This window comes from Rhodococcus sp. 66b, assembly GCF_002076325.1.
GTDB lineage: Bacteria > Actinomycetota > Actinomycetes > Mycobacteriales > Mycobacteriaceae > Rhodococcus_F > Rhodococcus_F erythropolis.
The window spans coordinates 253,120-276,509 of record NZ_MUZB01000007.1; the positions used below are offsets into that span (position 1 = coordinate 253,120).

Annotated in this window: 25 protein-coding genes; 10 read left to right on the forward strand and 15 right to left on the reverse strand. The window is 62.9% G+C overall.

Annotated elements, in window-relative coordinates:
* Positions 1-15 precede the first annotated feature (15 nt).
* Positions 16-765 carry an SDR family NAD(P)-dependent oxidoreductase gene (locus B0E55_RS15475; protein ID WP_003942076.1) on the forward strand — a complete coding sequence of 250 codons (750 nt, stop codon included), beginning with the start codon at positions 16-18 and terminating at the stop codon, positions 763-765.
* 19 nt (positions 766-784) lie between these two features.
* On the opposite strand, the gene B0E55_RS15480 is transcribed toward B0E55_RS15475, so the two are convergent.
* From B0E55_RS15480 to B0E55_RS15495, 4 genes are all read right to left on the reverse strand, one after another.
* The gene (locus B0E55_RS15480; protein WP_080909991.1) at positions 785-1,546 is read right to left on the reverse strand and encodes an ESX secretion-associated protein EspG; all 762 of its coding nucleotides are present in this window, start codon (positions 1,544-1,546) and stop codon (positions 785-787) included.
* Positions 1,543-3,087, reverse strand: coding sequence for a hypothetical protein (locus tag B0E55_RS32455; protein WP_080909992.1), 1,545 nt, complete (start codon positions 3,085-3,087; stop codon positions 1,543-1,545). Before B0E55_RS32455 ends, B0E55_RS15480 begins: the two co-directional genes overlap by 4 nt.
* A gap of 127 nt (positions 3,088-3,214) precedes the next feature.
* Complete coding sequence (locus tag B0E55_RS15490; protein WP_080909993.1) at positions 3,215-4,411, reverse strand: L,D-transpeptidase; 1,197 nt, start codon at positions 4,409-4,411, stop codon at positions 3,215-3,217.
* Between the two features lie 32 nt (positions 4,412-4,443).
* The gene (locus tag B0E55_RS15495; RefSeq protein ID WP_020906754.1) at positions 4,444-5,487 is read right to left on the reverse strand and encodes a UDP-N-acetylmuramate dehydrogenase; all 1,044 of its coding nucleotides are present in this window, start codon (positions 5,485-5,487) and stop codon (positions 4,444-4,446) included.
* Between the two features lie 74 nt (positions 5,488-5,561).
* On the opposite strand from B0E55_RS15495, the gene B0E55_RS15500 reads away from it, so the two are divergent.
* The 3 genes from B0E55_RS15500 to B0E55_RS15510 all read left to right on the forward strand — a co-directional run bounded on the left by B0E55_RS15500 (position 5,562) and on the right by B0E55_RS15510 (position 7,432).
* Entirely contained in the window at positions 5,562-6,059 is a 498-nt protein-coding gene (locus B0E55_RS15500; RefSeq protein WP_019744408.1) for a DUF2505 domain-containing protein, read from the forward strand.
* Between the two features lie 76 nt (positions 6,060-6,135).
* The gene (locus B0E55_RS15505) at positions 6,136-6,636 is read left to right on the forward strand and encodes a DUF2505 domain-containing protein (RefSeq protein ID WP_019744409.1); all 501 of its coding nucleotides are present in this window, start codon (positions 6,136-6,138) and stop codon (positions 6,634-6,636) included.
* A gap of 7 nt (positions 6,637-6,643) precedes the next feature.
* On the forward strand, positions 6,644-7,432 hold the full coding sequence (locus tag B0E55_RS15510; protein ID WP_046378194.1) for a hypothetical protein: 789 nt from the start codon (positions 6,644-6,646) through the stop codon (positions 7,430-7,432).
* 70 nt (positions 7,433-7,502) lie between these two features.
* Here the strand turns inward: B0E55_RS15510 and B0E55_RS15515 are convergent, their stop codons facing one another.
* The 3 genes from B0E55_RS15515 to B0E55_RS15525 all read right to left on the reverse strand — a co-directional run bounded on the left by B0E55_RS15515 (position 7,503) and on the right by B0E55_RS15525 (position 11,946).
* Positions 7,503-9,545 (reverse strand): Ig-like domain-containing protein, encoded by a 2,043-nt coding sequence (locus B0E55_RS15515; protein WP_080909994.1) that lies wholly within the window; start codon positions 9,543-9,545, stop codon positions 7,503-7,505.
* Positions 9,546-9,626: 81 nt separating this feature from the next.
* Complete coding sequence (locus B0E55_RS15520; RefSeq protein ID WP_069146286.1) at positions 9,627-11,057, reverse strand: Ig-like domain-containing protein; 1,431 nt, start codon at positions 11,055-11,057, stop codon at positions 9,627-9,629.
* Positions 11,058-11,367: 310 nt separating this feature from the next.
* Complete coding sequence (locus tag B0E55_RS15525; RefSeq protein ID WP_020906750.1) at positions 11,368-11,946, reverse strand: type IV toxin-antitoxin system AbiEi family antitoxin domain-containing protein; 579 nt, start codon at positions 11,944-11,946, stop codon at positions 11,368-11,370.
* 127 nt (positions 11,947-12,073) lie between these two features.
* On the opposite strand from B0E55_RS15525, the gene B0E55_RS15530 reads away from it, so the two are divergent.
* Positions 12,074-12,844 carry an LmeA family phospholipid-binding protein gene (locus tag B0E55_RS15530; protein ID WP_029254824.1) on the forward strand — a complete coding sequence of 257 codons (771 nt, stop codon included), beginning with the start codon at positions 12,074-12,076 and terminating at the stop codon, positions 12,842-12,844.
* On the opposite strand, the gene deoC is transcribed toward B0E55_RS15530, so the two are convergent.
* Positions 12,841-13,506, reverse strand: a complete 666-nt coding sequence (deoC, locus tag B0E55_RS15535; protein ID WP_024488037.1) for a deoxyribose-phosphate aldolase — start codon at positions 13,504-13,506, stop codon at positions 12,841-12,843. The genes B0E55_RS15530 and deoC overlap by 4 nt on opposite strands.
* Positions 13,507-13,570: 64 nt before the next feature.
* Between deoC and purU the strand changes: the two genes are divergently transcribed.
* A complete protein-coding gene (gene purU, locus B0E55_RS15540) occupies positions 13,571-14,458 on the forward strand; it encodes a formyltetrahydrofolate deformylase (protein WP_003941509.1) in 888 nt (295 codons plus the stop codon).
* Between the two features lie 12 nt (positions 14,459-14,470).
* Here purU and B0E55_RS15545 read toward each other — a convergent pair whose 3' ends face one another.
* From B0E55_RS15545 to B0E55_RS15565, 5 genes are all read right to left on the reverse strand, one after another.
* Positions 14,471-15,502: an alpha/beta fold hydrolase gene (locus B0E55_RS15545; RefSeq protein WP_021333908.1), complete on the reverse strand. Its 1,032-nt coding sequence runs from the start codon at positions 15,500-15,502 to the stop codon at positions 14,471-14,473.
* Between the two features lie 168 nt (positions 15,503-15,670).
* On the reverse strand, positions 15,671-15,967 hold the full coding sequence (locus B0E55_RS15550; RefSeq protein ID WP_003941505.1) for a DUF2516 family protein: 297 nt from the start codon (positions 15,965-15,967) through the stop codon (positions 15,671-15,673).
* A 96-nt stretch (positions 15,968-16,063) separates the two neighbouring features.
* Positions 16,064-16,891, reverse strand: coding sequence for a heparin-binding hemagglutinin (locus tag B0E55_RS15555; RefSeq protein ID WP_080909996.1), 828 nt, complete (start codon positions 16,889-16,891; stop codon positions 16,064-16,066).
* Complete coding sequence (locus B0E55_RS15560) at positions 16,884-17,390, reverse strand: helix-turn-helix domain-containing protein (RefSeq protein ID WP_019744418.1); 507 nt, start codon at positions 17,388-17,390, stop codon at positions 16,884-16,886. The genes B0E55_RS15555 and B0E55_RS15560 overlap by 8 nt, the downstream gene beginning before the upstream one ends.
* Before the next feature lie 103 nt (positions 17,391-17,493).
* Positions 17,494-18,774, reverse strand: a complete 1,281-nt coding sequence (locus tag B0E55_RS15565) for a DUF445 domain-containing protein (protein WP_046378191.1) — start codon at positions 18,772-18,774, stop codon at positions 17,494-17,496.
* Between the two features lie 170 nt (positions 18,775-18,944).
* Here B0E55_RS15565 and B0E55_RS15570 point away from each other — a divergent pair, with 170 nt between their 5' ends.
* Positions 18,945-19,679, forward strand: coding sequence for a TetR/AcrR family transcriptional regulator (locus tag B0E55_RS15570; protein WP_003941527.1), 735 nt, complete (start codon positions 18,945-18,947; stop codon positions 19,677-19,679).
* Between the two features lie 57 nt (positions 19,680-19,736).
* Positions 19,737-20,591, forward strand: a complete 855-nt coding sequence (locus B0E55_RS15575) for a polyphosphate kinase 2 family protein (RefSeq protein WP_019744420.1) — start codon at positions 19,737-19,739, stop codon at positions 20,589-20,591.
* A 16-nt stretch (positions 20,592-20,607) separates the two neighbouring features.
* Here the strand turns inward: B0E55_RS15575 and B0E55_RS15580 are convergent, their stop codons facing one another.
* Positions 20,608-20,829 carry a hypothetical protein gene (locus B0E55_RS15580; protein ID WP_020968904.1) on the reverse strand — a complete coding sequence of 74 codons (222 nt, stop codon included), beginning with the start codon at positions 20,827-20,829 and terminating at the stop codon, positions 20,608-20,610.
* A 114-nt stretch (positions 20,830-20,943) separates the two neighbouring features.
* On the opposite strand from B0E55_RS15580, the gene B0E55_RS15585 reads away from it, so the two are divergent.
* Positions 20,944-21,513 (forward strand): DUF2231 domain-containing protein, encoded by a 570-nt coding sequence (locus tag B0E55_RS15585; protein ID WP_020906743.1) that lies wholly within the window; start codon positions 20,944-20,946, stop codon positions 21,511-21,513.
* A 22-nt stretch (positions 21,514-21,535) separates the two neighbouring features.
* Here the strand turns inward: B0E55_RS15585 and B0E55_RS15590 are convergent, their stop codons facing one another.
* A complete protein-coding gene (locus B0E55_RS15590; RefSeq protein WP_047889780.1) occupies positions 21,536-21,949 on the reverse strand; it encodes a DUF6292 family protein in 414 nt (137 codons plus the stop codon).
* Between the two features lie 120 nt (positions 21,950-22,069).
* On the opposite strand from B0E55_RS15590, the gene B0E55_RS15595 reads away from it, so the two are divergent.
* Complete coding sequence (locus B0E55_RS15595; protein WP_020906742.1) at positions 22,070-23,338, forward strand: glycosyltransferase; 1,269 nt, start codon at positions 22,070-22,072, stop codon at positions 23,336-23,338.
* Positions 23,339-23,390 lie beyond the last annotated feature (52 nt).

A 23,390-nucleotide genomic window follows, 5' to 3' on the forward strand; every position in this document is an offset into this window, starting at 1 on the left:
CCCTACGATTGCATCATGACCATTTCTTCCGATGCCCGCATCGCCGTAGTCACCGGAGCCAGCTCCGGAATCGGTGAGGCCACCGCCCGCACCCTGGCAGCTCAGGGATTCCACGTCGTGATCGGTGCTCGCCGCGTCGATCGTCTCGAGAAGATCGCCGAGGAAATCGGTGGTACCGCTCTCGAACTCGACGTCACCGACGAGGATTCCGTCGACGCGTTCGCGGCCGTGGTCCCCCGTGTCGACGTGTTGGTCAACAACGCGGGTGGTGCAAAGGGTCTGGCAACAGTCCTGGACGCCGATCTGGACGACTGGCGGTGGATGTGGGAGACCAATGTCCTGGGCACGTTGCGTGTGACGAAGGCACTGCTGCCCAAGCTGATCGATTCGGGTGACGGTCTGGTCGTGACCATCACCTCGGTGGCCGCGCTGGAGGCATACGACAACGGCTCGGGCTATACCACCGCCAAACACGCTCAAGCCGTCCTTCATCGGACATTGCGCGGTGAACTGTTGGGTAAGCCCGTTCGACTGACCGAAATCGCGCCCGGAGCAGTCGAGACCGAGTTCTCACTCGTCCGGTTCGAGGGTGATCAGGACAAGGCCGACAAGGTGTACGAGGGAATCACACCGTTGGTGGCGCAGGACATCGCCGAGATCATCGGTTTTGTCGCGTCGCGGCCGTCACATGTGAACCTCGATCAGATCATCGTCAAGCCGCGGGATCAGGCAAGCCCCGGTCGGTTCCATCGCACCACCAGCTAGTTCGAATCGCACCGAGCAGCTAGAGCCTCGGGCGAATCGACTGACGGAGGACGGAGTCGAGATTGCGTGCAATCTCGGCCTCCGTCACTTCCGCGGAAGCGCCGCGGGCACTCACGGTTTCACCCGCGGTGATGATGTACCGACCGTCGCCGGCATAGTCGTACCAGTGGAATGTTATTCCGTCGTCTGTCGGCCTGCTGTCGACGGCTCCTCCCGGGTATGCGGTGACTTCACCGATCGAGGTCCGCTCTCGGCCGAAGAATCTGCTCACTTCCTCGCTTCCGCGCGCACCGGCTGCGCTGCTCAGAAAGCTCTGCCTCCCGGCAGTTTTCGGCCTTTCGATGCTCACGCCACGCTCCGATCCAGCGGGGCAGGTCGGCAGGTGATCGACGAGCATCCGCGGAATTGCCGATGGGCGTGCCACGGTGAAAACCACGTCGGAGCCACAGTCGACAGTCCTGCCGGGCAGTTGAGTCAGGAGCACACCCAGGTCGCCGGCAACAACACCGTGCAATCGCGTCACCGTACTCATTTTCTGCCCGTGAAAACCGGAAACCTCCACACGAGCATCAGGATTCGCGAGAGCACCGAGAACGTGATGCAGCCGATCGTCGAGCACGGCAGACAGGTGCGCTCCCGCTCGACGTCGCGCCCCTGTCAGCTCGTTCATGGTGTCGGCCGCCGGACGAAACCGCAGCGGGTACGGGAGTCGGTCACGTCCGACCGCTTCCCAGAGAATCTGGAATTCGAGGCCGGTGAACTGCCATTGCATGGTGGTCATTCGCCCAGTACCGCCGGGGAGACCATGGGTAGGTCGCCGATCAGGGCGTTGCCGTTCTCGACGGTGACGAGGTAGCCGGGGGTGTCGTGAACGTTGTCTTCGTCTTGCCCTTGCCCTCGTCCCGGTGCCATGCCGCCGACGCCACCCATCGCGCCCCGACCGCTCTGCGCGCCCGTCGCCGAAGTACCGCCAGTTCCGTTGACTCCCCCACGTCCGCCACCGGCGAGGCCACCGCCGCCAGGGCCGCCAGGTCCGAGGGCTCCACCTCCGGTTCCGCCTGGCCCGAAGCCGCCGGTACCGATTCCACCGGCAGAACCTCCACCCGAACCGCTACCCACCAGGCCTGACGGCACGCCGGAACCGAGCTGAGCACCATTCGGAGTTGCACGGGCAAGGCCATCCGGCGCTGCACCGGCGGACAGTGGACCGGCATGTGCCGCGGTGGTCCCGGCCGGGCCGGAATCGTTTGCGGACCGGGCGGCGTCGGCACCGGAATTCCCTTGGGCGTCAACACCACTACGGTTGTCACCATTTCCGGAATTGGGGCCTAAAGGGTTCTGACCGGAACCGTCTCCGGCCGGATTTGCACCGCCGGAGTTTCCACCGTCCACTCCTCCACCAACTCCGCCACCCGACGCCGATGGCGCGCCGAGCCCGTTCCCCGTTCCCGAGGCCATACCTCCGCCGGAACCACCACCACCGAATGCGCCGCCACTTCCAGCCCCGCCACTTCCAGCCCCGCCACTGCCGGTGACCGGATTGAAAGCGGCCGGGAGGATCGGCACCTGGTCGTCCGCACGCTTCATGTACGGCAGATACACGTCCTTCATCACCTGGCGCGCTTGACGTTCGGCTTCTTCCGCTTCGTATTGGGCCTGCTTCCACGTAGCCCCGGGAACCAGGCTGAGAAACCTCTCGACCGTCGAGGCGCCGTCGGGTGCCGGAATCGAGCGTTTGGCCTCGTCGAGTGCGATCTTCGCCTCCTCGATCTTGTTCGAGATCAGATCGACCCGCACCTTCAGCTCACCCGCATCAGCCGAGTAGGCCAGCACTGCTTCCAACGCAGCCGAGCCGCCGCGCCCCTGCCAGCCTTCGGTGATTGCACCGTTCACATCGTTCTGGAACTTCCCGATGCCAGATTCCACCCGGCCGGCAATGGCCTTCCAGGCCTCACCGATTGCACTCAGGGTTGCCGGATTCATCTCGTTGACGTGGTCGAAGATTTCGGAGTGCGACATCGCATCGAAAGGATCGTCGTCCACGATTGCATGTTCGCTGTACTCGAGCGATGACGTCTGGGCGGTGAGGGCATCGCGCTCACCCCAGGCTCGTGCGCGCTCTGCATCGGCGTCGGCGGTCGCAACAGCCATCTCGTCGTCGAACGCGCCGCGGTCGTCGGTTACGGATTGCACCAGAGCAGATGTAGCGACTGCGCTCGCGATGGGAGCGCCGACAACTGGCAACGCCGCCACGCCGGACGGGACGGCCTGCGTCGCTTCGGAGATCCTGCCAAGCACATCTTCCAGAAATGGAATGCCCACCGATGCCCCCTGACGTCGAAATCCCCGTCGGACTCCCCCGAGCCGACAGCGCTTACCTGTATTGACGCAAGCAACGCCCGGATGGTTCCGCTCGTCGACGGATTTCTCGGTTCACAGCAGTAGAGACTTACGCCAGTGCAGACATCGACTTCCAGGTCGGCAAATCGATCGCCCAGTCGTAGATGTCGCCGTCCGCAGGCGACAGGTCGATCGACGTGCCGGTCACCTCGACGGGGTCACCGTAGAGGGCGGTTCCGAAGTATTCCTGCGCGTCGGATGTCGACAGGTTGATGCAACCGTTCGTGACGTTCGACGAGCCCTGCACCCCGGTGGTCTCAGGATTGGCGTGGATGAATTCGCCGTTGTTGGAGATGCGCACCGCCCAACGCTCACGCACGTTCTCGTAGAACGGCGGATTGGACATCATGAAGTCTTCGTACTTCTCCGTCACCATGTGAATGCCGCTGCGCGTGACGTTTCGAGGTTCGTTTCCCTCGCCGTAGCTGACGGGAATGTCCATGATCGTCTGACCGTCTCGCACCACCTGCATGCGGTGGCTCGGCGCGTTCGCCTTCACGATCTGGCTACGACCGATCGTGAAGTCGAGCGTGAGATCCTGGTCGCCGTAAGCGCCACCGCCGTAGTTCAAGCCGTAGAGCTTGGCGTCCAGATGGACAGTTGTGCCCGGCACCCAGTAATCGGCCGGTCGCCAATGGGCCCGTGATCCGCCGTTGTCGTCGGCCAGCCATGCCCACGATCCGGCGGTGGGCGGCACGGTGGTCACGACAAGCGCCTTCTCGACGGCCGCCTTGTCGACGACGGAGTTGTCGAACTGCAACGTGATCGGTGCCGCGATACCAACTTCCTGGCCGTCGGCGATGTTGAGGGTGGCGCCGGTGGTCGACTCCGGGGCGACCGTCGTAAAGCTCCCCTGCACTGGCACGGATTTACCGTCGGTTCCGGTTGCCGAGCCCGACCACGAATACGTGGTGCCGTAGCCGAGTGCCTCACTGACGGTGAACGTCGTCTTGTCAGGCGAGAGTTGTCCGGCGACGGCCTTACCGGCCGCGTTGCTGAGATTGACGTCGGCCAGTGTTCCCTGGGTCACCGCAACCGAGACGGGCGCGACCGGGCTGACGTCTTTGGTACCGGGTGCCGGCGTCGACACCACGGTCGCAACAGGCGCTGGTTCGGCGGCCGCCGCACCGCCTTGTCCGTCCTTGCCACCGATCGTGCAGCCGACGGCGGCCACCATCACAGCGAGCATTACAGCTACCAACGCAACAACACGCGAACGACTTCTCCGACCACCCAGCTCATGCACTTCAACAGGCTACCTGCGGGCTCCGTCAGGAATCAGATGGTGAAGCCCACAGTTACCGGTTCCGGTTCCAGGTGGACGCCGAACGCGGCTTCGACGCCGTCGCGAACCGTCCGCGCGAGCGAGACCACATCCGCGCTCGTTGCCGACCCTCTGTTGGTCAACGCCAAGGTGTGTTTCGTCGACAGCCTGGCCGGTGCATCTTCACCGGGATACCCCTTGGAGAATCCGGCCCGTTCGATCAACCATCCGGCCGAGAGCTTGGTTCCACCACTGCCCGGGAACTGCGGCACGGTGACGTCTCCGAGCTGTTCGGTTATTGCTCCGAGCACAGCGGGCAGCTTGTCGTCCGGCACCACGGGGTTGGTGAAGAAGGAACCCGCGCTCCAAGTGTCGTGGTCGTACGGATCGAGCACCATCGCCTTGCCTGTCCGCAATCCCAGAACCGCCTCGCGGACCTGCGACGCAGGCAACCGCTCGCCTTCCTCGGCCCCGAGTGCGGTGAACAGTTCGCGGTACGCGAGCGGGGCGCTCAATCCGTCGGTCGACGCATCGAATTCGACGGCGAGAACCACTGCTGCATCGGAATGCTTGAGAACACTCGACCGGTAGCCCAACTCGAGTTTCGACGGTTCGACCCACGACACTTCGCCGCTGCGTCGGTCGAGCAATTGAACCTGCCGGAGCCGCGAGCCCACCTCGACGCCGTACGCGCCGACGTTCTGAACCGGCGTCGCACCGGTCGAGCCCGGAATCCCGGACAGGCATTCGAGGCCGCCCAGTTCCGCGGCGACGGATTGGCCGACTACTTCGTCCCACACTGCGCCCGCTTCGGCGATGACGCGGTCCGTGTCGAGGCTCACGGTGGTGTTGGCCACACGAACGACAACTCCGTCGAATCCCGCGTCCGAGATCACGAGATTCGATCCGCCGGCGAGAATCAGCGTCGGGATCTGCTCGCGATCGAGCAGCGTCACGACGTCGATCAACGACTGCGTCGTCGGGCATTCGGCGAGCAGCCGCGCCGGTCCCCCGATTCGGAGCGTCGTCAATCCCGACAAGTCAACGTTCTCGGACACGAAAGCGCCTGATTCCACGACGCGTCTGCCAATGGTTACGTCCCACACATCGATAAACGGTAGCCTCCACAATCGTGAGCCGTCGCATCGAGCATTCGTCGAAGTACACAGTCCCCGCCGAGAAGGTCCATGAGGCGGTGACCTCCGAGCAGTACTGGCGCGACCGAATCGTCGCTGTCGGTGGTCCCGGCGCGGCGATCGAAGAGCTGACCGTTCGCGACGAGACCGTCGCGGTCACGATGTCGCAGATCATTGCTGCCGAGCATCTCCCGAGCATGGTGTCGAAGGTCGTCAACGGCGACATCGTCATCAAGCGCAGTGAGACGATGGCTCCTTTCAAGGACGGCAAGGCCACTGGCACCTTCTCCGCCCACGTCGACGGTGTTCCCGCCCGTATCGAGGGCACGCAGGTCCTGACTGGCGACGAGAACTCCGCCACTCTCGAAATCGAGGGTGAGGTCGAGGTCAAGATCCCGTTCCTCGGCGGAAAGATCGAAAGCGCGATCGTCGACGAGGTTGTCCGGCTCATCCAGGCCGAACAGGACTTCACCCGGGAGTGGATCGCGAAGTAAAATCCTGCGGGCGGCGATAGTTGTGGATACGGCCAATTTGGCTTGTCACAGCGCGTAACAGGTATTCTTTCCGATCATGGCTCGCCGCATCGACTACTCCGCCCGCTATCAGCACTCCCCCGAGCAGGTCTACGCGGCACTGGCGGACCGCTCGTACTGGGAGGCCCGCGTCGAGGAGATGCGCAAGCATTCCGAGAACCATGTGGAACATTTCGAGGTCACCGATTCCGGAATCGATCTCGTACTGCACCACATTCTTCCGCGCACCGATTTGCCGGACATTGCTCAGACGGTGATGAAGAAGGATCTGGTCATCACGCGCAAGGAGTCGTACGGCGCCTTCGGTGACACCGTGACCGGAACGTACGAAGCGTCCATCCCGGCCGGGCCGGGGAATCTGTCCGGGACCATGGAATTGTTCGCGACCGATACCGGGTCCACGCTGCGAACCACGTCCGAGGCGAAGGTCTTCATACCGTTCATCGGCGCGAAGTTGGAACAGCTCATGCTCATCAACCTCGTCGATCTGTTCCGCACCGAAGCTCAGGTCACGGCGACCTGGCTCGCCGCACGCTGAATCCGGCGTGAAGAAGGCTCCACCCCCGAAGATCGAGGGGGTCATCACCCGTGGCACGACGGGGATCAACAGACTGCGACGAAGTGACCGGTGGATCGTCCACAACCGCACTATCGCGCACGCCCTGAACAACGCGGCCGATCCGTTGATCGTCGACCTCGGGTACGGGGCGAGGCCGGACACCACCTTCGAGATGGCAAGCCGCCTCACCGCTGTCCGGCGGGATCGACGCGTCATCGGGCTCGAGATCGACCCCGCCCGCGTGGTCGAGAGTCGTGACGGTGTCAGCTTCGCCCGTGGCGGATTCGAACTGGCCGGTCTCACACCCGTTTTCGTACGCGCCTTCAACGTCCTCCGGCAGTATCCGGAGGACGCCGTGGACTCTGCGTGGGCGCACATTCAGTCCGGCCTCGCCCCCGGCGGACTGCTACTCGACGGAACCTGCGACGAGCTCGGAAGGCGTTGCGCCTGGGTGCTTCTCGACGCCGATCGTCCATTGACCCTGACACTGGCCTGGGACCCCTTCGACATCGAGCGTCCTTCCGACATCGCGGAACGTCTCCCGAAGGCTCTCATTCACCGCAACGTTCCAGGTGAGCCGATCCACGCGCTGCTCAGCGCGGCCGATCGAGCCTGGGCCACCGCTGCGCCACACGCCTCGTTCGGACCTCGACATCGATGGGCTGCCGCATTGGAAATTCTTCGGGCGCAAGGAATTCCCGTGCAACCCGCGCGACGACGTCTTCGCGACTGCATCCTGACGGTGCCATGGCGTGTCGTAGCGCCGAACCCCTGAACTCGCAGACGGGAAACGCCTCGCCGCGGAGGAGGTCTCCGCGGCGAGGCGTCTGTGTGCAGGCGTCGGGCTAGGACCCGAAGATGTTTTCCAGGCTTCCCAGCGAACCTGTCGAACTGCCGCCGTTGCCGGGATCGCCGCCGTCGGGCTCTGCCGTGACCTTGACGGTAACTGCGGCCTGGGTCTCGGAACCGAGGTAGCCGTCAGTTCCGCTGAACACCGCGGTGATTCGGCGATCTCCGAGTTCGGTGAAGGTGTGCGAGAGCGTGGCCTTACCGTTCACTACCGCAACCGGTCCGCCGATCGGGGTGGTTCCGTCCATGAACTGAACGGTTCCTGCGCTGAGCGTAGGTGCCACTGCCGCAACGAGATCAACCTTCGCGCCCTTGACCGCTGACGCCGGAGCGCTCACGGTGATGGACGTTTCCTGATCCTCCGCGGCCGGAGCCGTGACCGAAACCGAGTGAGCGGCCGAGGTAGAGGTGAGGAATCCTGTTGCACCCGAGTAGACGGCCGTGATGTCGTGAGTACCGACGCTCGCGAACTCGTGCATGATCGACGCCTTGCCCTCGACGACCGGCACCGGCGAGCCGAGATTGCCCGAGCCGTCCTTGAACTGCACTGTGCCGCCCACCGGCGTCGGCGTGACGGTTACGGACAGACCAACTGCCGTACCGGTTTTTGCATCCGCCGGAACGGTCAAGACCGTCTGGGTCTGCTGGTCGGTGGGAGCCGGCGCCTTGACGTTCACGGTCTGGGCGTTCGATGTCGAGCCCAGGTAGTTACCCGAACCCGAGAATACTGCGGTGATGCTGTACTCACCCGCCACGTTGAAGATCGGCGTGGTTGTCGCTTTACCCGTGGCGTCCACTGGAACCGAGGGGCCCAGATCCCTGCCACCTTCCTTGAACTGCACGGTGCCACCTGCAGCACCGGTCGAGACCGAGGCAGTGAACGACAATGCCTCACCGGTCGACGCCGTCGACGGGCCGACGAGTGTGGTCGTTGTGTTCTCCTCGACCACCACCGGAGCGACTGTCAACGCATGCGGCGCCGACGTCGAGGCCTGGTAGACACCGGAACCGGAGTACACCGCCACGATCGAATGCGCGCCTTCTGCATAGGAATTCGTCAGCGAGGCCTTGCCGTTGGCATCGACGGTAACGGCGCCGCCGAGGTCGGTTGCACCGTCTTTGAACTGCACCGTGCCACCCGCCGGAGTAGGCGACACCGTAGCCTCGACGGTCACGGACTCACCTGCAACTGCACTTGCGGGACCGGTGATCGCGGTTGCAGTGCTCTTGTCCGCTTCGGACACGACGACGTCGACAGCTGACGACGTGGAGGTCGCCACCTTTGCATTTCCGAGGTACTTGGCCGTCACGCTGTGGGTTCGGATGTCAGCCGGCGTCCAGGCAAGTGTTGCAACACCATTGGCGAGCGCGCCCGCACCGATCTTGGTGGCACCGTCGAAGAACTCCACCGAATCACCGTCGGCACCACCGGTCACCGTCGCGCTCAGCGGAACAGGTTGTCCCAACTTCACGCCACTGGCCGGTGACAGCGTCGTCGCCGAAATGTTCTTCGACACCGTCACCGCCGGGCCCTTGTTCTGGAAATCGGAACTCGTCACTGACGCGTTGTAATGCACCGAAGTATCCAACGGCACCTCACGCGCACAATCCGCGCCCACCGTGTACTTGAACTCGAAAGTCTTCGAGTCGTTGTTGTACAGCGGCCACTCTGTCAGTGACCCCTTCACACGAACAAAATCAGCACCCTTGGACTCGACACTCCGCGTCGAACCATTCACCTTCGCCGAACCCTCGACGTACGTCAGACATGTCGGATGAACATCCTTGATCGCATACAGGTAATCCACGACGATGTTCTTCCGCTTGAACACAGTCTTCACGGTGATCGTCTCGCCCTCGGACGGAGTCACATTGCTGATCGTCCGCGTGTATTCGTAGTTGTTCGCATTCCACGTCAACGAACCCGGTGTCTCCGGCGCAGCTCCCGCAACCCCGAGACCCGTAACCGCCGCGAAACCCGCAGCAACAGCAAACACACTCAAACCTGCAACTGCACGACGTGCAGAACCTACAGACATAGATTTTCCTTCTCGAGAAGTGAGGGATATGGGTGATGCCCCACCACCTGAAGCGGGCGGGGCATCACCGGGTATCGATTGCTAGGAGCCGAAGATGTTGCCGAGGCTGCCGAGCGAACCGGTGCCGTTGCCAGGTTCTTCACCGTCGACCGGTGCGGCGATCTGGACGGAGACCTGATCGGAGGATGCCGTCACCGTGCCGGCGCCCGAGTACTCCGCCGCGACAATTCGCTGACCCTGAGTTGCGGGCTTCCACGAAAGGCTGGCCTTTCCGGATGAATCGACCGTAGCCGTGCCGATGACGGTCTCGCCGTCCTTGAAGGTGACTGTGCCACCGGCATTTGCAGGACTGATCTGAGCGGAGATCGTCTGTGCAACGCCGACCTGCCCCGCTACTACGCTGAGATCTGTTGTGGAGCTTGTTGTTCCGGCGGGCTGTTCGGCGACTGTCACATTCGCGGTGGTACTCGACCCGGTGACGCCGGATCTGCCGGCGAACACAGCCTCGACGTTCTGCGCACCGGCAACCGTCGGAACCCAGGCGTAGGTCGCTTCACCGTTGCCTGCCACCGGCACCGAAGCGAGCACCGTTCCGCCGACCTTGAACGTGACCGTTCCACCGGTGCCCGACGCGGACACAGTCGCTTTGAGAGTGGTCGACTTGCCGACCTGCGCGCCCGAGATCGGCGCCAGCGTCGTACTGGACTGAGCATCGGCCTGCGAAACGTTCACGATCAGCGCTGCCGAAGCGGAACCGACGGCACGCGCCGTGTCGGCGAACTTCGCTGTGATCGAGTGGTCTCCACGGGTGGTCGGTGTCCAGGCAAGTGTTGCAACACCATTGGCGAGCGCGCCCGCACCGATCTTGGAACCTGCGTCGAAGAACTCCACCGAATCACCGTCGGCACCACCGGTCACCGTCGCACTCAACGTCACCGGCTGCCCCACCTGAGCGCCACTGACCGGTGACACGGCCGTCGTCGAGACGTTCTTCTGAACATTGATCGACGGGCCACGACCATTCGTCGTGTCGTCAACGAACACCGTCCCGTCGAAATGCACCGTCGTCGACAAATTGGTACCACGAGCACAATCCGCGCCGACGCGATACTGGAATTCGAACGTCTTGACGTCACCGCCCCACATCGGCCACTCCGTAGCACCCGCACTCAACCGAACAGAATCAGTAGCCACCTCGTTGACACGGAACGCACTACCGTTCACCGTCGCCGAACCATCGACATACGTCATACACGCCGGATGAAAATCGCGCACCGCATACAGATTGTGAACCCCAGCAGTTCGCTTGAACACCGTCTTCGACGTGATCACATCACCCTCGGACGGCGTGCCGTTACTGATCGTCCGAGTCACCTTGTACCCATCGGAATTGAACTCAGCCGTCACCGGAGCCGCACCTGCAACCCCGACACCCGCAACCACCGCGAAACCCGCAGCAACAGCAAACGCACTCAAACCACCGACAACACGACGAACACCACTCACGGACATCCACACCCCTCTCGCACACGGGAGCAGACAGCCGTCCAGGACAAGCGTCCGTCTGCTTTTGATGCCGTGACGTTATCCCATTGACTGTAAAGTAACTACGCTTTTCGCCGAATTAGTTCATCGCCGACATCACCAAGCTGCAGCGATCATGGGTCGAAAGTCCCGAAGTACTAGTCCAGATATCGCTCCACCTGCACTGAAGTCAGAATATTCGCCCCGAAGTAGCGCATTTCAAATCTCTGATATTGGTGTCATATTCGATTTCAAACGTGATGCCAGAAGGTCGCAGAAGCATAGAAATCAATCTCGACTACAGGCTTGCGGCGAGCGCCAACTCCACTCGGACGGCAACGTCGATGCTCGCGTTTTCACACGAGAGATACAACTCGTGCGCGTCCAGTCGACCTATCGCTACCGCATCGGCGACTACTTCGTTGAGCAGAACTTGAGAAATTCCACCGGATGCGAGGTCGTGCACGGTGCGCAGAGGCGTGGTGATGCGGATGGGTCCAATCTGTTCGCACTCGTCGTCCGCGAGCGGCAGTCGGTGCAGGGCGACTTGGCGGGTCGGCGCCGCGAGTGGGTGCGCTGTCGAGAGATGAATGAAGCGAGGTTGCAGGTGCCCGAGGCCATGGAGATCTGCGGCGCTGTAATGCGAGACGGTGGCGCTACCGGCGAACCACGTGCACCACTTCGCAAATTCGTCCAAGGCAGTATGTCTGACGCGTTCGAGGCGAAAGAGTCCGCGGCACTCACATGTCCATGTTCCGGACTCCGTCATCTCCTCCATCGACGCCAGACCGAAACCCAGTTCGGACGCTTGGAGAGCCGTGACAAATCCACACTGTCGCAGCGCCAGCAGCTCGAGTGATTCGTAGTCCGAAGCCATGACCACCTCCGGTGACCGTCGAAAACGCCGTTTCGAACAGACTACGGGCGACTGTGTCGCGCATCACAGGAATGAGGAAGTGCGTATTCACAGAGTTCGTTCAGACTCGTCGGGAAGAATCTGGCGAATGACTGTCGCAGCGAACAACCCTCGTCCGCGCAACCGAGTGCTCGTCATCCTTCTCGTGGTGATCGCCGTGCTCGTGGCGGCACTCGTCGGTGGAGAACTGTACGTACGCAACCAGGTGAAGACCTGCATGGCCGATCAGTTCCAGAGCGAACTGGGATCCCAGGTCGACGTCGGGTTGAGCTGGAAGCCCGTACTCCTGCAGGCAGTCGACAAGAAGGTGCCGTACATCAGCATCGACAGTGACGACTCTTCGTTCGGCCCCGCAACGGGCATGCAGGTTCACGCGAAGGTGAACGACATCAACTTGCAGCCCTCGGCGGGTAACAGCGGCACCATCGGCAGCTCCAGCGCCGACGTCACCTGGTCTACGGCAGGCATTCTCGCCACCTTGCAGGAGCAGACCTTCGGTGGCCTCGTCTCCGGCGTCACCGCCGACTCGAGCGCCGGAACACTCGCGTTCGACGTCGGACCGGTCGGGCTCGCCAAGCTCACGGTCAAGCCCACCGTCACCAACGGCGTGGTCGACGTTCAGACCGTCGGCGCCGAGATTCTCGGATTGGGTCTGCCGACAGACCTGGTCGACGGCATCGTCCAGACACTCACCGACAGCCTGCAGACGTACCCGCTGGACATGAAGCCCACCAAGCTGACCGTCACCGACGACGCAATCCAGATCTCACTGGAGGGCGGCGCTTACGCCATGCCCGTCGCCGACGCGAACAACCAGAACGCCTCGGCGGTGCCGGACAGCTGCGGCCTGCTGACCTAGTCGGTCAGACCGTCCAATACTGCTCGGGTTCCGGACAATCCGAGACGGGTGGCGCCGGCCGCAATCATGTCGAGTGCGGCCTGCGTCGTACGTATTCCGCCACTGGCCTTGACTCCCACGCCTGGTCCGACCGTCCGTGCCATCAGTTCGACGGCCTCGACCGTCGCCCCACCCGCGGGGTGGAAGCCGGTGGAGGTCTTGACGAAGTTCGCCCCGGCACGCACGGCTGCGCGGCAGCATTCGACGATGGCCTCGTCGGACAGAGCAGCGGTTTCGAGAATCACTTTGAGGATCGCACTCTCCCCCATCGCCTCACGGACGGTGAGGATGTCTGCGAGCACAGCGCTGTAGTCGCCCGCGACCGCCGCTCCCACGTCGATGACCATGTCGATCTCGGCTGCGCCCTGATCGACGGCCAGTCGCGCCTCGGCACCCTTGACCAGTGAATGATGCTTCCCCGACGGGAATCCGACGACGGCCGCCGTCACCAGTCCGTCTGCGCGAATCGGCAACATCGACGGCGAGACGCAGACGGCCAGCACACCGAGGCTGCGTGCCTCGTCGATCAGGGCGGTCACATCGGCCGCGGTGGCTTCGGGTTTGAGGAGAGTGTGGTCCACCATCGCGGCAACCTGGGAACGAGTGAGTGCAGCTTCAGACATGATGGAAAGCTTGGCACACCACCACGCGACCGTCGCCGCAGCCGCACCTGAGAGACTAGGCCGCATGACCGCTGCACCTTCGATCGACGATCGTCGCTATGTTCTGTCCCTTGGCTGCCCCGACACCACGGGCATCGTCGCACGCATCTCGACCTTTCTCACCGACGTCGGTGGATGGATCGTGGAGGCCGCATACCACGCCGATGCCGACACCGGATGGTTCTTCACGCGTCAGGCGGTCCGCGCGTCGTCTGTGAGCATGAGCATCGACGAGCTTCGTGAACGGTTCAAAGCTGTTGCGGCCGAGATCGGTCCGGAAACCGAGTGGACTCTTCACGACTCCGGCGCACCCAAGAAGATCGTGCTGCTCGTGAGCAAGGAAGGTCACTGCTTGCATGACCTCCTGGGCCGCGCCGCGGGCGGAGAACTTCCGGCAGAGATCAGCGCCGTCATCGGAAATCACGAGGACCTGCGCAGTGTCACCGAGCGCCACGGGATCGACTTCCACCACGTTCCGTTCGCCAAGGACCCGGCCGAACGGGGACCGTCCTTCGAGAAGGTCCGCGCCCTGGTCGACGCTCACAACCCCGATGCCGTGGTTCTTGCACGCTTCATGCAGGTGCTTCCCGAATCACTGTGCGAGCACTGGGCCGGCCGCGCGATCAACATCCACCACAGCTTCTTGCCGTCGTTCATCGGTGCCCGCCCCTATCACCAGGCGTTCGCCCGCGGCGTGAAGTTGATCGGCGCCACCTGCCACTACGTGACCGCCGAACTCGATGCCGGTCCGATCATCGAGCAGGACGTGATCCGCGTTGACCACGCCGACGATGTCGCCGACATGGTCCGCCAGGGTCGAGACATCGAAAAGCTCGTGCTCTCACGCGGACTGCGCTGGCACCTCGAGGATCGGGTTCTGGTCCACGGGCGCAAGACGGTCGTCTTCAGCTAGAGCTGCGTTGCGCTAGAGATTGCGCAGTCGCACGATTTCCTTGTCGAACTCGTCGATGTTCTCGATCGACGACATGTGACCGACGCCCGGCAACACGATCAACCGTTCGAGGTTGCCGGCGTCGTCGAGGACCTGCGCAAGCTTGCGCGCATGGACCGGCGGAGTGAGCCGATCGAGCGAACCGACGAGCACGGTGGTCGGCACTTCGAGATTGTCGAGTCCCTCGTGAATGTCGAGGGTGCTCAGCGCTGCTCCCCAACCGCCACGAATACGCGGCTTGCACTCACGAACGATGTTCTCGCAGAACTGAATCTCGGCCTTGGTCGCGTTCGGTGACATCGAGACGTACTGGATCGCCTTCGTCATGGCGCCCGAGGAGACAAACGGAACGGGCGAACTGAGGATGGCGCGGCCCACGGGGACAGGCACCCGAGGAAAGCGATTGGGCAGTGGGATGACCGTGGTCTCGGCGATCAACCTTTCACTAGCGGTGCTCGCGAGCATGACCGCCGACGCGTACTTCTTGACCTCGTCGGGGTGACGACCAGCCCAGGCGATGATGCTCATCCCGCCCATGCTGTGACCGACGATGACCGCCTTCTTGTCCTCGCGAACCGTGGCTGCCAGCACGGCAGAAAGGTCGTCGGCGAGGACGTCCGGGCCGAGCGGAAGATTACCGACGGTGCTGCGTCCGTGACCGCGCTGATCGTAGGTGATGACGCGATATTCACCGGCAAGCGCATTGACCTGCGGGTACCAGAATTCGGTTGAGCATGTCCAGCCGTGACTGAGAACGATCGGATCGCCGTCGACGGGACCGTAAGCCCGGACATTGATGATCGCACCGTCGTCGGTGGTCAGTTCGCTGATATCAGCTTTGAGCGTCGGAGTCTTCAGGAGTGCGTTGGGCTCGACGTCGCTCGAAAGAGTCAACCCGCGCGTGGATCGCCGATGACGGATCCCAGCGACTGCCGCGACGAGTGCTCCCACTCCGACGGCGCCTGCCAGTACTCGAAGCTCTGTGGTGCGCGAACGACTGGACATGCATTTACCCCTGACTGCTGCTGACGACAGACGGATGCAATCTATGTGTGACTGCCGTTAACCGACACTATCACTCGAACAACGCGCGTTGTCAGCGTTGGAGCGAAGAGTGGGGCAACACACGGTGACCTGGAACCGCGTCACCGGATGAGCAGAAACCGCGGCCCACTACCAGCGGGAACCGCCATGCTGGATGTCGTCCACGCGCGGTCGAACGTCGACGAGATATACACACACTGCAACAACCGCGATGATGCCCAGGAGACCGACAGGGGATGTCGCCAGCAGGATCAACGCCGCAACGATCAGAATTCCGAGCCAGATCGGCTTGGTCAATTTGTTGACCGCGGTAAAGGCGTCCGGACGCTGCCTGACGGCATGAACGATCGCGTAGACAGCACCCACCAACGCGAGCACTTTGAGTGCGAGAAAGATCAGACCGACTAGCCCATCGACTTGAGTCACAACTACATCCTAAGTTCTCATCCGGTTCCCGACGAACACGAAGGCTCCCACACTCGGCTGAGCGCGGGAGCCTTCGTCAGGTGGAGCTGGGCAAAATCAGGCCTTCTTGGCCGGAGCAGCCTTCTTGGCCGGAGCCGGCGCGGTGGCCTTGGCCGGAGCAGCCTTGGCCGGTGCAGCCTTGGCCGGAGCAGCCTTCTTGGCGGCGGTGGTTGCGCGCTCCTGGACGTCGGACGCAGCAGCGGTCACGCGAGCGGCAGCTTCCTTGGAAGCCTCGTCTGCCTGGTCGCCGAGGTCGAGGACCTTCAGTGCAGCCTCGTCGCCTGCATCGGCGATCTTCTCGCCGGCGTCAGCGATCTTCTCGCCGACCTCTTCTGCGGTGTCGGAGATGCGTCCGGCGGCGCGGCCGGCCAGCTTGGCAGCCTGCTCGCCCACGGCGCGCGTCTGACGAGCAACGGTTCCGAGTGCATCTTCGGTCAGCTCGACGGCGTCGCCGAGTGCCGACTCTGCAGCAGCGATGCCCTCTTCGACTGCGGGCTGCTTGCGGATGCGCTCGACTGCGTCTTCGCCACGCTCTGCGAGGGAGTTGTACAGATCGCCGGCAACCTTGAGGTATGCCTCGGCGACCTTGCGGAGTTCCTCGGGTGCGAACTTCTCTCGCAGCTCGGCGAGCTCTTCGGGCAGCTCGGACGGCAGGCCGGCGAGACGCTCGCGCAGTGCCTCGACGCTCTCGGCAACGTCACCCTGAACGGAAGCAAGCTTGTCGCGGGCACCGTCGACACGGCCGTTGACGTCACCCTGGGTGTTCTCGGCGCGCTCACGAACCTGAGCGACTACATCGGCCACGGCCTGGACAACCAGGTCGCCTGCGCCGACAGCGGCGTAGAGCGAGGTCTTGACGCTGTCGATGGCGTTCTTGTCAGTCATCTTGTTCTCCTAGTGAAGTCTCGGTGTCTGGAATTGCGGCCGATTCAGCGAAATCGGGCGCTGCGGCTGGTCTGGACGACTCGTTCTCGCGACAGAACGAGTCGTAGATTTCGAGCAGTACTTGCTTCTGCCGTTCGTTGATGGCCGTCTCGGCCAACACCGCGTCCCTGATGGGACTGTGCGGGCGTTGTTCGAGATATCCCGCTTGGACGTACAGGACTTCTGATGAGACCCGAAGACCCTTGGCAATTTGCGCCAGTACGTCTGCCGACGGTTTACGCAATCCGCGTTCGATCTGACTCAGATACGGATTGCTGACGCCGGCGAGTTGAGCAAGTTGGCGCATCGAAACTTGGGCGGCTTCCCGCTGTGCACGAATGAACCCCCCGATGTCGTGTGCCGCAGAGCTGACGACGCGAGCTGCCAAGTCGCTTGCTCCGGCTGCGGCACCGGATAATTCACGATCTCCGTCATCGGAGTTCGTCGACTTCGCTGGCATTGCGTCCTCCCTTTCCAGTGGACATTTCCCAGGATAGGAGAGGGTGCTAACTATTGCAAGCACTACTGCTAGCACTCGTGGTGGACGTCACATACCGGACAGCTCAGCCGAAGATGAGCGTCGAAATCGTGTAGATCAGCAGCCCGGCGATCGAGCCGACAACGGTGCCGTTGATACGGATGAACTGAAGATCTCGACCGACCTGCAGCTCGATCTTCTGGCTCGCTTCGTCGGCATCCCACCGCTCGACCGTGTCGCTGATGACTCCGGTGATCTCGTCGGTGTAGTTCTCCGCGATGTACTTGGTGCCCTGCACCAGCCAGCCGTCGACCTTCTCACGCATGGATTCGTCGTCTCGCAGCCTGATTCCGAAGCCGGCCACGTTCTCGGCGACCTTGGTCCGCAGGGTGCTGTTCGGATCGTCGACCGACTCCATGATGAGGCGCTTGGCGACCTGCCACGTCGAGGACGCCAGACCCGTCACTTCCTCGCGGCCCATGATCTCCGCCTTGATCCCTTCGGCCTTCTTGATGGTCTCCGGGTCGTTCTGCAGATCATCGGCGAAATCGATCAGGAAGCGGTTGGCAGCGAGGCGTACCTCGTGTTCGGGGTTGGAACGGACCTTCCAGGTGAACTCGACGAGTTCCTTGTAGATCTTCTCCCCCAGCATCGCGTCGACGAATTTCGGCGACCACGCCGGCGAATCGCGAACGATCACACGGTCGATCGTCTCCTGGCTGCCGAGTGCCCACTGATGCGCGCGCTCGGCAAGCAATTCGATGATCGGCAGTTGCTTGTTGTCCTTGAGCAACTCCCCGAGCACTCGGCCGATCGGCGGTCCCCACATGGGCTCGGCCAGCCGCTTCACGATCGTGTTGTCGATGATCTGGGCAATGTCCTCGTCGCGAAGAACCTCGACCATCCCGCGCAATACCGTCGACGTCTCGGCGGCGACGCGAGCGGCATTGGCAGGTTCAGCCATCCACGTACCGAGGCGGAGCGGAATCTGCGCCTGCTGCACCTTGGCCGACACAACCTCGGGAGCCAGGAAGTTCTGACCGACGAACGAGCTCAAACTGGCTCCGAGCTGGTCTTTCTTACGCTTGATGATGGCAGTGTGCGGGATGGGAAGCCCCATCGGATGACGGAAGAGCGCGGTGACGGCAAACCAGTCGGCAAGCGCGCCGACCATGCCCGCCTCGGACGCAGCCCGGACGTACCCGACCCACTCTCCGGCGCCGCGGGATTCCTGCCACCGGCAGAAGATGTAGACCACCGTCGCGAAGCCGAGGAGGCCAGTGGCGAAGACTTTCATCTTGCGAAGGTCCCGACGCTTGGCGGCGTCGTCGAAGGCGGAGAGGCTCAGTTGCTGCACCCTCGCCATTGTGCCGAAAGGTGTGACGCGGCGTAGCGCGAGCGACACGATGTCCGATTCGCTAGGACTTAATCCCCCGAACTGCGGATGTGAGTGCCCGAGATAAAGGCACGGACATTAAGCTGGACCAGAAAGTAGACCGATCGGACGTGGCTCGCACCACAGATATGAGATGACTCGTGGCCAAGAATGCCGTGCAGGACAACGAGCAGGTAGACGGCCCAGTCGTTGCTGATGCGAAGCCCGAGAAATCCGACGGTCGCAAGCGTCGGTGGCGCGAACACAAGATCGCTCGCCGCGAGGAACTCGTCGACGGCACCATCGCCGCTATCCGGGCACGCGGCCGTGAGATCGGCATGGACGAGATCGCCTCCGAGATCGGTGTGTCCAAGACCGTGCTCTACCGGTACTTCGCCGACAAGAGCGACCTCACCACCGCCACGATGATGCGGTACGTCGAGACCATCCTGTCGCCGCGCATCTACGAAGCGATCAGCGGCGATCTCGACGATTTCGAACTCACCCAGGCCAGCATCACCGCGTACGTCGAGACGGTGGCATCCGACCCCGACATCTACCTCTACGTCATGGCCAACGGCGCCGGCGCCAACCGCGACGTCGTTGCCGATTCCGAGCGCATGATCGCCGAATTGCTCTCCACGGTGTTGGGCAATCGTCTTCGCGAGATGGAGATGGATTCCGGCGGTTCCCTGCCGTGGGCGTTCGGGATCGTCGGCGGAATTCAGCTCGCGACGCACTGGTGGATCTCCAACAAGTCGATGTCCGCAGAATCGCTGATCGACTACCTCACCATGATGACGTGGGGCGGCATCACCGGCATTGCTGCGGTCAACGGATCACCGGCCAAGTTCAAGTCGGTTCCGCATCCCCTCGTCAAGCCTGCCGAGGACTGACTCGCCCGAGACCGAACTTTCGAGCCACAGGGGTCGATCCTGTGGCACTCTTTCGGCATGGCACAAGACTCGCTGTGGGAAACACCGGCCGCCAAGACACTGCGGGCGGAGCCCGGGTTCGAACTCGATCAACTCGATCGCAACAGCACTCCGGGATTCACCGGAAACAAAGCTGACGGCGAACGTCTACTCGAGGAGCGCGGCGCGGTCCTGTCCGACCTGCAGGAGTTGCTCTACGCCAACGGCAGGTCCGGGGACAGCCGTTCCATCCTGCTGGTCCTGCAAGGAATGGACACCGCGGGCAAGGGTGGCATGGTCCGACACGTGATCGGTCACGTGGATCCTTCGGGAGTTCAGCACGCGGCCTTCGGCGTCCCGACCGAAGAGGAAAAGCAACATCACTACCTCTGGCGGATCAAGAAGGAACTCCCCCGCGGCGGCTATCTCGGTGTGTTCGATCGCTCCCACTACGAGGATGTCCTGGTCGTGCGTGTCCACGATCTTGTCCCTGAGGATGTCTGGAGCGCGCGCTACGACGAGATCAACCAGTTCGAGAAGGAACTCGTCGACGCCGGAACCACCATCGTGAAGGTGGCGATGTTCGTCTCGCTCGACGAGCAGAAGAAGCGGCTCGAAGAGCGGCTCGACCGCCCGGACAAGTACTGGAAGTACAACCCGGGTGATGTGACCGAACGCGGTTTGTGGCCTGCATATCAACAGGCGTATCAGGCAATGCTCGACAAGACGTCGACCGAGCACGCGCCGTGGTACGTCGTGCCGTGTGATCGGAAGTGGTACAGCCGAATTGCGGTCACGGAGCTACTGATCGACGCTCTGGAAAAGCTCGATCTCGACTGGCCGCCTGCCAACTTCGACATCGAGGCGGAGAAAGCGCGACTGGCACAGTCCTGATCAGAAGCAGTCCTGATCAGAACAGGTGTGGGGATTCGCGGTGCACTTTGTGGTCGTGATGAACGGTGCTGGTGTACAGGGCAACCGCCAGTCCGATGGACGCGACGCCGGCGAGCCCGGCAATCAACGCCCAACCACCGTGCCCTGAACCGGCGGCCACGAGAAAGCTGCCGAGACAGACAACTGTGGCCAGCACCAGGAAATACGACGCCCACGCTGCAAAGAGATTGAGCTTCATCGTTCGCTCCTCCGGTCGGATCTCTTTCGTTTCGACCGTACGCCGGAGCATGACGGTCGACAAGACACTCCTGTCGTGAGGTTTCCCGACGTCTACGCCGGGTAGCCGAATTGCATGGACATCGGAACTCTTTACCGCGGAATCGAATCGGCGCGCGGACTGGACGGTCCGTCCACTGGCATCAGACGCAGAATCCTCCAGATCACCGAGCGATCCGACAGATCGCGTACTGTCGCCGCACTTCTGCGCGGCGCCCTCGTCGGGCATCCCATCCATCCCGCCCTCGTGACCATTCCCGCGGGCGCGTGGACGGCTTCGCTGATCTTCGACGTGTCAGGCGATCCGCAGACTGCACGACGGTTGATCGGGCTCGGACTGGTCTCGACGCCGCCGGCTTTGCTGACAGGCTGGCTGGACTGGTCCGAACGTGGCGACGTCGCACGCCGTGTGGGGCTGGTACACGCCGCATCGAATGCTGTGGGGATCTGGTCTTTTGCCGCGTCGTACAGGCTACGCGGCAAGGATTCACTCGCGCTGGCGCGAGTTCTGTCGGTGCTGGGGCTCACCGCGGTCGGTGTCGGTGGCGCGCTCGGCGGTCACATCGTTTTCAAACTCATGGACGATCCTGCCGTCGAGGCTGCAGCGACTCCGGTTCTCGATCCCATCCTGGACGTGGTCAACTGAGCTGATCGGACCTCAATACTATTCAGGCGTAAGCACTTCCGGAGTAGCTCCGTAGTTCTCGCGCGGTCTCGTCCGAATCCGCCAGTGGCCTGTTCATGACCCAGTGCGGGCTGCGCGTGCCCAGTGTCGCGGCAAAGTCGGCGACGGCGTCCGGGGTCGGCACTGCGTGTGCGCCCAGATATCCGAGAACGATGAGGTCCTCCCCTGAACGAGTCTCCACGGCCAGGGCCCAACCGCACGTCTCCTCCCACAGCAACGCCACCTCACGCCCAGGGAAACGCGGCACAGTTCGATCCAACGCGATGTAGGCCTCCAGAGGATGCTCGCGCCTGCAACACCATTGCTCTATGCCGGCCCCCACGCCGACCGCCACCCGTTGTACGTACCGCTCGAACCCGAGTCCGACGGTTGCGTCGACCAGCATTTGTTCTGTCATCGAACCTCACTCCTCGCCATCGTGTTTGGAATGTGCCCAGCGCTGACCGCGCCGAAACCCGGTTCAGATCACGGACTCCGGGTATCCCCAGACGAACCGATCAAGTGGAGAGGGGACCCGATGAAGTACTCGCCCGCTATGGCTCCCGGACGAATGCTGAAGATCTCCATGGTGTCGGTGAACGCCGATCCACTCGCACCGGTGGGCTGCTCGGCAGCCGGTGCACAGAACCTGCACGTCGACGAACTGTCCGCGGCCCTGGTTCGCGCCGGACACGATGTCACCGTCTTCACCAGGCGGGCACACGTCGGTGGACCGGACCGCGTTCGCGCCCGCGCCGGGTACTCCGTCGACTATCTCGAAGCCGGACCGACACACGCTCTCCCGGACGCCGAAATACTCCCCCACCTGGGCACCTTTGCCAGCATTCTGCGCGCTCAGTGGAGTACCGACCGACCCGATGTGGTGCACTCGCACTTCTGGATGTCTGGTGTGGCAACGGAACTCGCGACCCGCTCACTCGGCATCCCCGTACTTCAGACATTCCATTCCCTGGGATCTGCGGCGCACCGACACCTCGGAGCAGCCGACGACAGTCCATCGGAGCGGACTCACCTGGAACCATTGATCGCCAGGGGCGCAACCCATGTGATCGCGACAAGTTCGGACGAGATCTTCGATCTGGTTCGGCAGGGGTCACCACGATCACGGACCACGATGGTGCCCTCGGGCGTCGATACCGAAGCGTTCACCCCGGAGGGACCCGCCGCGAAGAAGACCGCGCCGCATCGATTGATCTGCGTCGGAAGGCTGGTGGAGCAGAAGGGCTTCGATGTTGCCGTCGCCGCGCTGGCTTCGCTGCCGGACACGGAGTTGGTGGTGATCGGCGGGCCACCCGTCGCGCAACTGAGCACCGACGAGGTTGCGATCCGCTTGGTCAAGCTCGCCGAGCGGCTCGGCGTCGCAGATCGAGTCCAATTGTTGGGACGGGTTCCGCACCGCCAACTACCGAAACTGATGCGGTCGGCCGACGCCCTCGTATGCACCCCCAGATACGAACCTTTCGGAATCGCGGCGCTGGAAGCGATGGCGTGCGGAGTTCCTGTAGTCGCGACTCCTGTTGGCGGACTGCGGGATACGGTGATCGACGGACTCACGGGGCGTCGGGTGCCGGTGAACAGCCCCGTGGAAACCGCGCGCGCGGTCCGGCATCTTCTCGACGACGAAGACGAGGGCGCGGCGTTTGCACGGCAGAGTCGGGCCCGAGCGTGCGAATCGTATTCATGGGATCACGTCGCCACCGAGGTGGTCCGAACCTACGGCCGCTGCGTCACAGCACCGCCGAGAGCCCGCCAACACAAGGGCACTCACCGAAGTGAAGTGCACTGACGCTGACGGGCTCTACGAAGCTGATTTCTCGAAACTGTAGGTGACTCGAAAC